The sequence below is a fragment of the Prevotella corporis DSM 18810 = JCM 8529 genome (assembly GCF_000430525.1).
GTDB lineage: Bacteria > Bacteroidota > Bacteroidia > Bacteroidales > Bacteroidaceae > Prevotella > Prevotella corporis.
The window spans coordinates 128,252-142,682 of record NZ_KE387156.1; the positions used below are offsets into that span (position 1 = coordinate 128,252).

The following is a 14,431-nucleotide window of genomic DNA, read 5'->3' on the forward strand; positions in this document are numbered from 1 at the left end:
GCCGTGTTAGTAATTTTCCTTAGTTAGGAGAACGTGTCAGCTATGTGTGAGGAATGATGATGAGCAAATGACTTCCATTTAGCTGGATTCTACATGACGAATATACTCTTGCGATTCCTTGACAGCAAATATTGAGGATTGAAGAAATAATTCTTGATTTCATTCGTATCCATGTGAGGATAGAACTTTTTGAAATCTTCCACGAACTTCTCGTCTCCATCTTTCATGTCCGCAATGACGCGGAATGTTAAAGGAATATCAATATCGTGATTACTCCATTCTGATTTTATTTCATTAAAATTATAAAGTCCTCTACCATCTCCATTTCCGAATGTTGGAATTTCGAAACAAGTCTTTGAGTTGGCATCTGGATTATCATTTCCATATTTGGGCCAAATGGCATTCTTTGATTTATCCATTTGTGATACGATGTTGCATAGGCTTATTTGCATAGCAAATTCGGTGTTGGCTTGGTTAAATTGCAGCACTCCCTTGAATCCCATTCTGTCTAAATTGTTTGGACCCGTACCTATTCTCCGGCATTGATGCAGCAATTCTACGAAATCACCTTGTCTTTGTCTCAGTGCATTTGTGCCATCGTCAACTACACCGCCGTCACCGCTACCTTCTTGATATTCATATCCCAATTGTTTCTCAAACGGGTCGGTATCTCGGTATTGGTAAGTAAACAACTTGTTAGCAAATTCTGCCGCATGTTGCATGGTGAGTGTTTGAAAGAATTTATAACCATTTTCAGTCCATGTGGCTTGATTTCTTTTCAGCGTAGGGAATATATTTATCGCCTTGTCTATCAGAGTGCTGTCATACGGCATGATATCTGATTTGTTCCCACTTTCAGGTGCAAGCAGCGCATTGGTAGTGGTGATGTCGCAGCTCTTTAACTTGTCGCCCTCCATTTCAAAAGTAAGCTCTGGATAATAAGTGGATTTTTCATCCAGTGTGTGTGGATAAAAACCCTGCTTACTGTTCTTGGATACGGTTTTACCATCTATGGTGTAACTGTGTTCCAATACTTCGTTGCCAATAGTAAAGAAGTGTTGGTGTTGTACCAGTGTGGAGTTGTCGAGGTCTGGGTCGCCGTTTTTCTTGTAATAGAACTGTATGAACTCAGCATTAATTTGTTGGTGGTTGGCTCCATAATACGTAAGCTCAAGTCCGTAATAAACGTCATCTGATGCAACTACATCAAAATGGTCACGCTGACTGGTAATTTGCATTTGCCCATTGTCGTCCTTACTTATCTCAATTTGTTGCATGAGCGGATAGTCTGTCGGTTTATCCGTGTTCACGCTTATCATGTTGTACGAGTCTTGTTCGTATGTGTTGTCTATACTGTTGTCGGCACCAAAGTTTCCAACCTTTATATTTTCACCCTTGAACCCCATTCTAAGTACGGCACTTACTGCGTATATCTGTGAGTGTCCCTTGCCATTGTACTCAATAGAAGCAGGAGGAGCTTTTACTATTTTCTTCAAGAAATCATCAACATTATCGGTAGAACATGCGGCAAGCATGCAGCAGCATCCTACAGCTAAAATAGTTAATCGCATTATTGTCTTATATTGTAACTTCATTTTTTTAAAATTTAATGATTGTGCGCAAAGAGTAGTTCATGCCACGTTCGTGCGCATAATATCTAAATCGGTCTGTATATTCTTTATATAATGTGTTGAGGATGTTATCGCCTACCAACATTACCTTTACTTCCCTGTTGTTGGACAGCTTGAAGGCAACGTCTGCTGTGGTGCCAAGCAAGAAGTAAGGGTCGGGCGATACTGCCACTAAATCCTTGTTGGGGTCGAAACGTTCCTGTTTCGTGACATAGTTGCCAGAGAGAGAGAACGATGCCTTTATCTTTTTCTCTGCACCGAAGACATGTTCATAGTTGGCTGACAGTCCATACTTGTCTGATGGCATGAAAGGCAACCAGTCGTTTCGTGTAATGTTGCGTGCGAATATCCATTCGCCCTTTGCCACGATACTGAGTCCTTTAATGGGATTTACTGTAGCTTCTATATCGCCACCATACAACCTTACATCGTCCTGATCGTACATAAACTTGGCGTATTTTCCACTTGGACTGTTGTGAAAACGGTCAGTGCCATAGCCGATATGGTCGTATATATAACTGTTGATGTGTTGGTAGAACAGGCTTGGTTCTACCGATATCCATGTGTTGCGATACCTTGCGCCTAAGATGGACTTCCATCCGCGCTCACTCTTTAGGTTTCTATTGCCCACTACCCAGTAAGAACCTTCTTGAAGTCCGACGGCATAAAGCTCGTTGATGTCTGGTGGACGCCATGACCAGCCTATGTTCGCACGCATGTCCCAGTTGTCGTTAAACTGATAGTGAGCAGCAAAGCTCGAGGTGAAGTTGCTGTAAACCTTGAAGTCATCGTAATAGTCGTACTTGTTCAACGTCGTGTAACCGCTCACGCTCATTACTCTAAAGTCGTAACGCAAGCCCAATTCGCATTGCAATTTTTCAAAGAAAGTCGCCTTTTGCAACAGGAAACCACCCATGGTGAGAGCGGCAAAGTTTGGTACAAAGGCAGGATTCTTCGTGCCTGGGAAGTTGTAGTTTATTTGGTATGTGTTTGCCAAGCCTGCAAAGGTGGACATTTTGTAAGGCTTCCATGAGGCACGATATGATAAGTCGGCCTTGTATGTTTTCAATATGAGGTCTTGCATCGGGATGACGCTCCACTCCTTTTTCATACGGTTCTCATACTCCTGTCGCAAATTTTCTTGGAACGACATAGTCAAATCCAGCGATTGCTTTGGATTGATGCGATATTTCATCTCACCTTTCAGCGTGAAGTGTTGTGATTGCTGGAAGGGTATGCCAATTTCATAACTGAATGGTTGCAATGACGACTCTGTTGGACGACCAATGCGGAATCGTTCTTGTAGTTGCGCCAAGTCGGATATTTGACTGCCAAAATAGATACCAGAGCGTTGGTAGAACAAACTTGTAAGCACGGTTGCCGTGATGCGCTTGTTCTCAAAACCACCCATGGCAGACATGCTGATGTTGTTGTAGCCCGTGTTGTTCATGATGTATTCGGGCGTATGGTAATCACCACCACGAGTATAGTTGCCGTGCAGGCGCATACCGAAATTCTTCCAACCTGCTTCGATGCTTCCCGAACCGCTTATTCCTCGCGCGTTGGTGTCATAGCCGATGTTGGTAACTCCTTTCACGATTGGCTTGTTATGTCCATAGGGTAGGGGCGCATCGTTGAGCAATACCACACCACCCATGGCGCCAAAACCGTAACGGATACATTCAGCACCCTTTACAACCTCTACCATGCTGGCACCTGTATAGTCAATTTCTGGTGCATGGTCGTTACCCCAACTCTGACTCTCTAATTTTACACCGTTGTTCATCAATAGAATACGGCTACTGTGCATACCTTGAATAACAGGTTTAGCCACCGTACTACCGGCACTGATAGAACTCACACCAGGAATAGACTCCAACATTTTTGCCAACGAGGTGGCACCACCTTTTTCGAGTATACTTTGATCCAGGGCCTTAGCTTGCTGCATGATGTTGGTGTGTCTCTTTTTTGCTGTCACCGTTACACCAGTTAATTGCTGTACGTCTTCCTTTAACTTGATGTTCAGTGTGCGTGTTTGTGCTGACACATAAGAAATGTAACTCTTGTAACCTACGAATGAGACAGTGATTTTCACCTTCTTGCCGCTGTTGCTTAACTTTATAGCGCAGATACCCGACTCGTTGGTGACGTATGTCTTACCGTTGCTATCTTTCACAACGGCTCCTATTATGGGTTCGCCCGTTAAGGCATCTGTAACTTGAAGAGTCACGCTACCTTCCTCGGCTTTATCTATGCTTGTGTTCGTGCAGTTGTATGCCTTTGTTGCAGAGATGCTTAGAAACAGCATCGTTAGCATTAGCAAGCATCCCTTGAAAAGAGTGTCTCGAGCCGATAGAATCTTTTGCGTTCGTTGTTCTTTTTTCGACATTTTACTATTTTGATAATTGTTATTATAGTGGAATATTCTTTCGAGTTGCAAAGGTATTCCAATTTCTCGATTCAGAAAAAAAATGTACATACCCAAAAATAAGTATTTTCTTGTTGCTCCTTTTTGCGGACATAACTACTTTTAGCGAAAACAGTTGATGTAGGTGAGCTTGTTGGCTAAGTCATGTTCCTCTTGTTTGGAATTTTGTCTGTGTGCCCATTATGAGACCTCTGCAAAACCTTACCCCATTCTCTTTCATTCTTGTTTTTGAGCACTATTGGCTCACCAGCAGTCAATATTTTTGATTTTTAGGCTGTATATGCTCTATTTCATCTCATATTCTCCCCTTATTTGAGAGAATTAGACACAATTATCCCTGGAGTTCGATATAAATTGTAGGCAATAGCCTCCATGATGTGTTGTGCGTGAGTCTTATCTAAACCTACATATCTGGCTATGCCACCATGAAACCATCTATGAATAGATCCAAAGGTACGTTCCACCTTGTACCGTGTCTTGCTGATGGCTACATTAACACGCTGCTCTCTTTCCGTTAGCTTACGTCCCCTTACTCCTTTGTGCATGATACGACTCTTGAGCTTCATACGTTTAAGTACATCCTTGTTTGCTGTAGAATCATAACCCTTGTCGGCATAAACAGGTGTACCTTGTGGAAGTTTAGCTTTTTCTAATGGCTTTTCCAAATGTTTGATGTCACTTTCGTTAGCCAGTGTGTTTTCCTCGGCTATCACCAAACCGTTCTCATCTGTAACCGAATGTTGCTTGTAACCGAAGTGTAGCTTCCTCATCTTCTTTACCCAACGTGCTTCACCATCAACATTGGGCTTGACGATCTCTTTAACCATTGCGCTTTCTGCTACATCCCTGCCTGATTCCTCATTGCGATCCTCAACTACTTCGTATTCCTTACGGCCGCTAGGCAGACGAGGGCTATCCGTGATACTTGCATCAACGACGGCACCACGCTTAATCAAAACACCAGCCAACTCTAACTGGCGATTTTTCTCTTGCAGCACATTGTCGTAAAGGTCGGCTTCAACCAAAATGTTACGGAAACGGCATACAGTTGTACTATCTGGAGCGCAGTCATCCAATCCTAAATCAACAAAGCGACTGAAGGACAGACGGTCATTTACCTGCTCTTCGACCTCGCCGTCACTCAAGCCATACTATGTACGAAGAAGCTCGGCCTTGAACAACACAAGGCTGTCATAGCTTGGACGACCAGTGGGACGGTTGCCTTTGGTGTAAGCAATTTCAATAAGTCCACGAATGGGATTCCAGTCGATTATCTGATCAATTTGAAAGAAAAAGGTCTGTTTAACCTTACGATGACCAACTATTAGGTCAGCAAAACTCGGAGACGAAGGACATTGTTTTATACTATAAAGTCGTCCCTCAAGAACTCAACTTACAACCAACAGATGGTATTGGATAACACCTTTGTTTCGTTAAAGTTGGAATCCACTCCTTGAATACTCCATTTTATCATGGTTCGAATAAGGTACAAAAGAAGCCGCATGGCTCTTTTGAAGTTGAATGCAGCCGCAGCGAGCATCACGTTGATGGCATCACCTAAGAGACCTTTGTAGAAGTTTCTCCCCAATCGGTGATCTGCCTTGCAGTGCCCTATGACAGGCTCTATTCCTGCTCTCTTGCGGAAGAACCTTTGTTTTTTCTTTTTCTTGTGTGGCGAGTCGCTTGCCTTGGGAACGCCGGGTATCATGATGTTCGTCTCTCCGCACGTTTCCTGTCCGCGATACCCTCTGTCCCCCGCGAGTCTTTTTTCCCTTTTTTATAGTTTTCAAATACAAAGATAAGAAAAAAGAAGCTTACACACTTTTATAGGACAGTACCTTCAGACTGCATGGCAAAGGTATATAAACTCTTTGAATATTCTGAATAAAGCCAGCCTGCAATTTGAGCTATTGAACACCTAATACAAAAAACAGCCTACAAAATGAGCTATACGCCTTATTTAACATTATTCTTTCCTGCTTATTGCTTCGTACTTTTAATACCCATATAAGGGTAATGATGAACGCTCTTGTATGGATAATAATTAACTTGTTCTATGTTCTTTTATTTATCGTTAGCCACTGGGATGTTTGCTATAGATATTGTCTTCGCCTCGTGGGGGAGATGCGCGATTATATCTATTAATACAATTACCACTTTAAATTGTAGGAAACTTATTTATCATTATATTTATGAAAAACATGTTCGTCTCCATCATCTTGATTTATATATATAAAAACGCTGTGAGGTATCTCCTCCTTAAAGATTATTAAATTGAGGATTCCAAGAACAGGCTGCCCATTCAAATCTTCTTCCATTACATCCTTTATATGTAAAATATTATCTTCAACTTTTACAAAAAAACCTTTGGAAAAATTTGAGTAATACCCTTGTCTTATTCTATTTTTATACACAATAATATTTCCAGATGAATGGGGACTTTCTTTTAGCCCAAATATATCTTCTTTTTTTAAAAAGGATATAGTGTCATTATCTGAATTAAGAATACTCCCCACAAAAAGAATTTCTGACTTACAGATATTATTTCTGTCTTTTGCTATTATAACAACCTTTCGTTTTATATGATTAACAATTTTATTTTCATATCTCACAACGGTCCTATCATATTTTTCAAAGGTTGTATAGATTGTGTCTCTTACAAAGTCTTGACTTATATTGTGAGATAAGCCTTTTGCATTATAATAGCTGTTGATGCCGCTTATAAAACAAAATAGTAAAAAAAATCTGTACATATATCTTCTTTTATAATCAGAACCATAAAAGCTATGGTTCTGATTGTTAACATTTATTTCATATGACTTATGTATGTATTCACCTTTTGTAGATAATTTTTTACTCCGCCACCATTATATCTCTGTATAGCAATTTGCCATCCTTTAAAATAGACATTTTTCCCGTCTGAACGTAGTCCCTTTTGATATAAAATCCCTATACCTGCATGAACGGATAATTGCGGTGTTGCCCCTCCCATTTTCCGAAGACCAAATTGTGATTTCGAATCGTTCCAATCGTTTGAACTCGCAGAATACCAAACATTTGCTTGCATAATATCACTTTTGGCATTATTTAAGCCACGTCCAGGGGCTGTTCCTATGCGAGTTTCTTGCATAATAATAGCTTTTACAATATCTGGATCTAAGTTTGGTATTGAACTAGGATTATTTATATAAAGTCCATTAGTATGCTTCGGGGTAATTCCCATATTTTTGTTTTGGTTGAAATAAGAAACTTCTGCAGCTATAAGGTAATCATATTTTTGATATTTTGACGAAGACAAATCAATATTGCCTTCATTGTAATTTATAACTCCAGGCATATCTGCTTCAATCCATCCAATGTGAGATTTTCCGCTTAGATTTTTTGTTTGAATATTCTTGGCTTTTAAATTGTGTACAAATGTAACATTATTTTTGCTTGAAATTCTTTTGGCTTCTGTCCCCCCTGGATTTACAAAAACAGTATCAGCTCCATTATAATCCAAGATTATGATAGGGTTTTGCAAACAATATACATACGGACTAGCATCTACAAATTTTTCCTGCAACGGATCTGTACTCATCCACAAACTCAACCTCGGCTCATAGTACCTTGCACCATAGTAGTACATACCCGTCTCCTCATCAAACTCCTTGGCATTGAAGAGGTAAGGCGTGTTCCAAGTGTTGTTGCGTTCTTCTATGAACACTTCGCCAAACGGTACATACTCGATATGCTGAGAGACTTCACCGTCCAAGTTGGTGATGTAACTACTGCTGCCCAAATGGTCGGGATGGTAGTAGAACTGCATCTTCTCATAGTCGTCGTTGGGCTTAAAGTTGCCGTTTACAGCTCTTGTGCGTGCCATTGTACGAGCCTGTGCTGCCTCCGGTGTACCGTCGTTGCAGCAGAAGCCCTGACCATTCACATAGTCGTCATTGTCCTTTCCAGAATAAGGCAAGTCAAACGTTTTGTAATTGTCTTTAATGGATTGTAACTGCAGATTGTACTTATCCTTGTAATTGATAGTCAAGCCATCTGCCTCATTTCCTGCATACGGTATTCGTCTTGGATCTGCACCATAAGAAGCCAAGTCGCCAAGTTTGCTGACGATTCTTTGTGAGCCGATGTAGATGTGCTTGGTGTACTTGCCACCTTGTCCTGCTACGAGGTAAGGGCTGACATAGAGTGAGAAGCGTGCTGTACCGGTGTTACCACCCGAGAACTCAGAGTTCACATAGATAGCTTCGTTCTCGCCACTGGTCTTCACTGTGCGCTCACCATCGGCATCATACCAATAGTTGCTTACAAAGCCGTTCTCATCGGCTGCCAACAAGCGGTTCTCCTCGTCCCAACGGAACTTCTGCTCGGTTGCCTTTTCATCCTCCTTGCCGTCTTTCTTTACACGAGAGGTATTGATATAGACAAGGTTTCCATTGGCATCGTAAGTGTACTTGTGTCCGTTGTTGATATTCGTACTGTCCGTAGGAGTTTCTTCCGTTCGGTAGTTGATATCACGCACATTGTCAAGCTGGAATAATGGGTCATAAGTCTCACCTATTTCCTCCACACACATAGCCTTGTGTATGGAGGAAAGATTAAGTGGATTATAGTTTTGAGCGTACATCAATTAGGCAAGCGGTGTGCTGTTAAGGATGCAGGTTTTCTTTCTCTTTGGGCTTTTCGTTATCGCCTTTCTTCTTTTTGACCACTCGGAGTTCTACAGATTTTGCTGCGTTACGCATGGCTGCTTTTGGCGTAAAGACTATTTTCGGTGCCTTCAGGCTGTCGGCCGTAACTTCTACCTCTGTGTCCATCATCTTGGCTGGCACTACGATGCGGAACGAACCGAGGTCTGCCAAATCCACGCTCTGTCCCAATTCGAGGGCATCGCGCACGATTGCACCAAGGCTGATGAGGGCATTACTCACATCACCTGCCGAAAGCGAGGTCTCACGGACGATACGGTCTACTACCATCTTGTTTGTCAGATGCTGTTGCGATACTGGCTGTGCATAATACACGGTCTGTCCCTTGCGCTTGCCGATAGGCTGCGTCTTTGATTTTACTTCAAATTCTATCATACTCTTTAATTGTTTATGGTTATCAACTATATAACGTTGTTCTTTCCTGTTTATTGCTTACGGCTTTTAATACCCATATAAGGGTAATGATGAACACCCTTATAAGGGTATTGCCTGTTACCCTTATAAGGGTGTTGGGACATACCCTTGTATGGGTAAGTTCAAATCGATTATATATAGGCTAACCAACGAAACTATCTTTCGTTTCAAATTTATAATTGTCAAAATATTACTGATATACCACATTAGCACATTTTACTATTTTTGAAATATGATAATCAGAATCATAACTATATGAAATCAAGAAAAAGAGACATCCGGTATTACTTACTAAATAATTAGAAGTCGTAAATTGCCCATTCCCTTCTTTCTTTATTATTGTTTTATAGTCTATTCCACCACTTGTTGCATTTAATATAGTATCTCTAACTACCGAAAAAAATAATATGGAATCAGACGAGCTAAAGTATTCACCATCTTTTTTAAAAAAATGGTCCTTCTCTGTCTTTGTTGATGATTCTATTACTATTTCCTTTTTTGAATATGTTATATCGAAAGATTGACGTGTATTAGAGGATAAACTTTCCCTCCTCTCACTACATGAAGATAGTGGCATCAATAAAGATGCCACTATAATCGATAGAAACCACTTGCTATTTACCAAATTCCCTTTCATATCTTCTTTGCTCTTTATCAAATTCTTTCTTTGTGGAAGGATATCTCTTTATTAATTCTCTTTTTACTTGATTATAATTAGAGACACCCACATGTTTTTTATCTTGTTTTGCTAAAGATCTATGATCCATATCTCCATTAGGATCCTTTGTGAATAATTTCTGTACGGCTTCTATTCCATCCTTTTCATAGGCACTACGAACATCATTTACAGAGACTACAAAACATGCTAGATGTGCAATCCATAATCCAAATTAATTTTTTTGATTCAGGATAAATTTAAATCTCTGTATCCGTTTTGCATACAGTTATTTGTTTTTTTATATTCATAGTTTTATCTATTTATAACCAAGGAACATTTTCTTTTTGAGAGAAGATTTATAATTACCATATATTATAATGACAACTCCCAATCTAGGGCATTACCAATACTTTAAATATCGTTATTCAAAGTATTCTGCAACATTCTGAAAGTTTTGCTTTTTTTGTCTATTTTGTATAATTTATAGATACTATCATAGCTGCTTATAACAATTACTGAATCACTGATGCTTTTTATATTATATTTATCACCTCCTAAAATTAATAGACTATCATTATATAGCGACCACTTCTCGCTCCATAATTGATCGCGTAGATAATATTTTTGTATTTTATTTCTATCAATATGCTCGTAAATAAACCATTGCCCATCTTTGTTAAAATAATAATAAATAAAATGATTGTCATCTTCATGTTCCTTTGTTTTCCAAAAGCAATAAGAGTCTCCACAAATAATTTCAGCACCACTTTTTTTATGAGATTCACATGATATTATCCCCAAAAAAACAACAATAGAACCTATAAAATAAAAGTAATATATTTTACAGTCCACTAGCTTCTTGCCAGTGGACTGCACTTTATGTTTAAAATTGTATTTCATTTCCACCATTTAAATAAGTTGGAACACTATTTACCCCATTTGCTTTTAAAAGTTCGGATGCTTTTTCTATATACTTATTAAATATGCGATTATTTTCTTTGTATAATTTTTGTAATTCCTTTTGAAGATATCCAGCCGTTCCTTCCTTAAATGAAGCTGTTGTCTTCTTGAACTCTGGTGCTTGCATTTGTCTCATTATAACTTGAATTTCTTCCTCACGAGATTTTCCACGTATTTGTGTGTGGAAATTTTCGTGAGATAGCGTACTACTCATATTATATATTTGTGATAATTTTTTATTGAAATATCCTTTTTTAACCAACACACGAATAATCTTATCATTGAGAGTATATGCTAAAGTATTTGCGTCTGTACCTTTTGGAGTTGACGCATCTACTCCTATTGCTGTGGCATGTTGGGTTGCTCCTGTCTTCTTTGCATAATGGTACACTATTCTCATCATTTTTCTAAGTCCTCCACTTTTGTAATTACCAAAGTTATAGTCAGATAATATGACGTTTCCTTTTCTAGTTTGAATATAGATATAAGGATCTTTATCATTTCCGTCTGAACGTATAAATTTTCCACTCGTGCTAAAATAATCAGCTAATCCATTCTCATCAATTCTATTAATTGGATTATTATGACAATAAGTATAAGTGCTTGAATATGGCATATTTTTTTCCATTGGATCTGTACTCATCCACAAACTAACCCTTGACTCATAATACCTTGCACCATAGTAGTACATACCTGTCTCCTCGTCAAACTCTTTGGCATTGAAGAGATAAGGCGTGTTCCACGTGTTGTTGCGCTCCTCGATGAACACTTCACCGAACGGCACATACTCGATGTGCTGTGCCACCTCACCATCAAGGTTGGTGATATAACTACTGCTACCCAAATGGTCAGGGTGGTAGTAGAACTGTAACTTTTCATAATTGTCCTTATCGTGGAAATTATCGTTTGCAGTTCTTGTGCGTGCCATCGCTCTTGCCTGTGCTGCCTCCGGCGTACCATCATTGCAGCAGAAGCCTTGACCGTTTACGTAGTCATCGTTGTCCTTACCATTATATGGCAAGTCAAACGTTTTGTAATTGTCTTTAATGGATTGTAACTGCTGGTTGTACTTATCCTTGTAGTTGATGGTAAGACCATCAGCTTCATTGCCTGCATACGGTATTCGTCTTGGGTCTGCGCCATAAGAAGCCAAGTCGCCTAATTTAGAAACAATTCTTTGACTACCGATGTAGATGTGCTTGGTGTACTTGCCACCTTGTCCTGCCACGAGGTATGGGCTGACATAGAGTGAGAAGCGTGCCGTACCGGTGTTGCCTCCCGAGAACTCGGAGTTCACATAAATAGCTTCGTTTTCGCCTGATGTCTTCACTGTGCGCTCACCATCAGCATCATACCAATAGTTGCTCACAAAACCGTTCTCATCGACTGCCAGCAAGCGGTTCTCCTCGTCCCACTTATATTTCTGCTCGGTTGCCTTTTCATCTTCCTTGCCGTCTTTCTTTACACGAGAGGTGTTGATGTAGACAAGGTTTCCGTTGGCATCATAAGTGTATTTGTGTCCGTTGTTGATGTTCGTGCTGTCCGTCGGTGTCTCTTCCGTGCGGTAGTTGATATCACGCACATTGTCGAGCTGGAACTTCTTACCCTCTGCACTACCATAGGTATAGACGAGTTCGTAGCCTGCGTTGAGCGTGCCCTCGAACTGTACACCTGTCTGCAAGAGATGTTGCTTCTTACTCGTGATACGATGCATGTTGTCGTAGCCCATAGATAACGTATAAGAAGCGGATTTATTATCCGTTCCCTTATAAGTTCCCGTTGCGCTTGCCAAACGATACAATGGGTCATAAGTATAATTGTGGCTCATCTGTCCGCCTGCCTTTCCACTCTGTGGGAGTGGAGCATTGTTCTTAATACCGAGCACGTTGCTCACAGCGTCATAACTATAGGCATTGTCCATAATAGTACCTGCCTTAGCATTTACTACGAGATTCTGCAACCTGCGTCGCTGCGGGTCATAGCTGTAGAAGGTCTCAGCACCGTTGCAATACTTCAGGTAGGTGCGCTGCTCAAACTTGTCATAACCTATCTTGTTCACATAGTCGTAGCCATAGGACTTGTAACCACGGACGTGGTCTACCTGCCCACCGAGGTTGTAGCCGTAGGTTACTTTCTCCTCATCGGGATAAATCATTTCCAATAGGCGATTATGGCTGTCGTACTTCCACTGTGTTACGTAGGTTGCCACTGCCTGATTAGGTACAATCAGCGTGCGCACGGTCTTCAAGACCTCACCCATCTTACCGTAGTAATACTCGATAGCGCCACTGCCGTCCTCACGGAGCATCAGTCTGCCGATGCGGTTGTAGGAAGAGTTGATGCCACCATAATGGTACTTCACGTTGTTTTCCGGATGGTCAGGATAATTAATCGCCGTCAGACGACCATAATCGTACTCGTAATTGATGGTCTTGCCCTCTTTTTTGAGGTTGGCTGTCTGCTTGGTTATCACATTACCCAAGGCATCGTAGGTAAAGGTGGTGATACCGCTGGCAGGGTGGTTTACCTCTGTACGACGATCGCCCATATCATAGACGGATGTCGTTACGTTGCCTTCTGTATCTGTTACCTTAACCAATCGGTCGATTCCGTCATATTCGAAGGAGGTGGTAATCGTACCGTCAGGTCCGCTGAGTTGCTCGGTCTTCACGGTCTTGCCACTACCATCGGTATAGGTAGCCTGACGATTACCCAACGCATCAGTAACAGTCGTTACGAGTGCATTGCTACCTGCGTCCGTAGAGTATTCCGTCTTGGTCTCAGCATTGTCTGGAAGCGTTACTTTCATAGCACGGTCAAGCACGTCATAAACCGTTACGGTTGGCGACACGTTGTCAAAAGCCTTGTTGAAAGTTGTCTTGTTTCCCACTGCTTCGGTTACAGGGTAATAAGCCTTAGCCACACGACCGAAAGCGTCATAGACGTTGCGTCCGCTGACAATCATCACGGTCTCGTCTTTCGGAGCACTACCCTTGGCAGCTGTCGTTACCATACCATCTTTTTTCACCTGTACTTTGCTGATTCATAATATTAGTTATACAATAATCTATCAGGGGTTACTTGATAATGTCTCTTCCATCGAAACCACAACTTCCTTTTCTTTATTTCAACTGCGACGTAATCTCCTCTTGCGTCAATAATATGACGTGTTATACATCTTTTTACTTTCACCTTATCTCTTTTATCGTATAAAATATCACCAACTCTTAACTGAATATCTAAGGATAAAAGATACCTCTTCGTAGGTAAGACTGTAAAAGGACTATTTGTTTTTAATATTTTCCAATCATGACCAACCCTAACAAGGATCTTTCTGGTTGGTGATAATTTACAAAAGAAGACGTAAATCATTAAATCCGGATAATATGAGACCGCATTATCCCTATCTATTTTCAGACACGTTGGTTCATTGCCATTCCTTGATCTTAATTCATCAAACAGAGTTCCATCTAAATTAAGAAATGTATATACGCTATCAGATGATACGTAACTGCCGTTTTTTAAGTAAAGAACAGCAACAAGGTTATCACTCCCCTTAGATATCAAGGGGAGTGATAAAATAATCAATATAAGAAGTGTTTTTTTCATTTTCGTTTTCCAATAACAACTACTT

10 protein-coding genes and 2 pseudogenes are annotated in these 14,431 nt (G+C 40.5%); all 12 read right to left on the minus strand.

What is annotated here, in order from left to right; all coding sequences use genetic code 11:
* Positions 1 to 89: 89 nt before the first annotated feature.
* Entirely contained in the window at positions 90 to 1,535 is a 1,446-nt protein-coding gene (locus H515_RS0110960) for a hypothetical protein (protein ID WP_025877674.1), read from the minus strand.
* A 64-nt stretch (positions 1,536 to 1,599) separates the two neighbouring features.
* Positions 1,600 to 4,020, minus strand: coding sequence for a TonB-dependent receptor (locus H515_RS0110965; RefSeq protein ID WP_025877672.1), 2,421 nt, complete (start codon positions 4,018 to 4,020; stop codon positions 1,600 to 1,602).
* Between the two features lie 347 nt (positions 4,021 to 4,367).
* Positions 4,368 to 5,423 (minus strand): annotated as a pseudogene (locus tag H515_RS13480) (IS5 family transposase).
* Between the two features lie 29 nt (positions 5,424 to 5,452).
* Positions 5,453 to 5,836, minus strand: a pseudogene (locus tag H515_RS0110975) (transposase); the annotation flags it as partial.
* A 397-nt stretch (positions 5,837 to 6,233) separates the two neighbouring features.
* Entirely contained in the window at positions 6,234 to 6,812 is a 579-nt protein-coding gene (locus H515_RS13485; protein ID WP_025876667.1) for a hypothetical protein, read from the minus strand.
* Positions 6,813 to 6,865: 53 nt separating this feature from the next.
* On the minus strand, positions 6,866 to 8,683 hold the full coding sequence (locus tag H515_RS15135; protein ID WP_025876665.1) for an RHS repeat domain-containing protein: 1,818 nt from the start codon (positions 8,681 to 8,683) through the stop codon (positions 6,866 to 6,868).
* A gap of 22 nt (positions 8,684 to 8,705) precedes the next feature.
* Positions 8,706 to 9,140, minus strand: a complete 435-nt coding sequence (locus tag H515_RS0110990; RefSeq protein WP_025876663.1) for an HU family DNA-binding protein — start codon at positions 9,138 to 9,140, stop codon at positions 8,706 to 8,708.
* A gap of 229 nt (positions 9,141 to 9,369) precedes the next feature.
* Positions 9,370 to 9,816 (minus strand): hypothetical protein, encoded by a 447-nt coding sequence (locus H515_RS14625; RefSeq protein ID WP_021669211.1) that lies wholly within the window; start codon positions 9,814 to 9,816, stop codon positions 9,370 to 9,372.
* Positions 9,794 to 9,946 carry a hypothetical protein gene (locus H515_RS14770; RefSeq protein WP_021669210.1) on the minus strand — a complete coding sequence of 51 codons (153 nt, stop codon included), beginning with the start codon at positions 9,944 to 9,946 and terminating at the stop codon, positions 9,794 to 9,796. Before H515_RS14770 ends, H515_RS14625 begins: the two co-directional genes overlap by 23 nt.
* A gap of 302 nt (positions 9,947 to 10,248) precedes the next feature.
* Entirely contained in the window at positions 10,249 to 10,737 is a 489-nt protein-coding gene (locus H515_RS0110995; RefSeq protein WP_036870219.1) for a hypothetical protein, read from the minus strand.
* The gene (locus H515_RS14270) at positions 10,721 to 13,825 is read right to left on the minus strand and encodes an RHS repeat-associated core domain-containing protein (RefSeq protein ID WP_081410166.1); all 3,105 of its coding nucleotides are present in this window, start codon (positions 13,823 to 13,825) and stop codon (positions 10,721 to 10,723) included. Before H515_RS14270 ends, H515_RS0110995 begins: the two co-directional genes overlap by 17 nt.
* Before the next feature lie 23 nt (positions 13,826 to 13,848).
* Positions 13,849 to 14,406: a hypothetical protein gene (locus H515_RS0111005; RefSeq protein ID WP_025876657.1), complete on the minus strand. Its 558-nt coding sequence runs from the start codon at positions 14,404 to 14,406 to the stop codon at positions 13,849 to 13,851.
* Positions 14,407 to 14,431 lie beyond the last annotated feature (25 nt).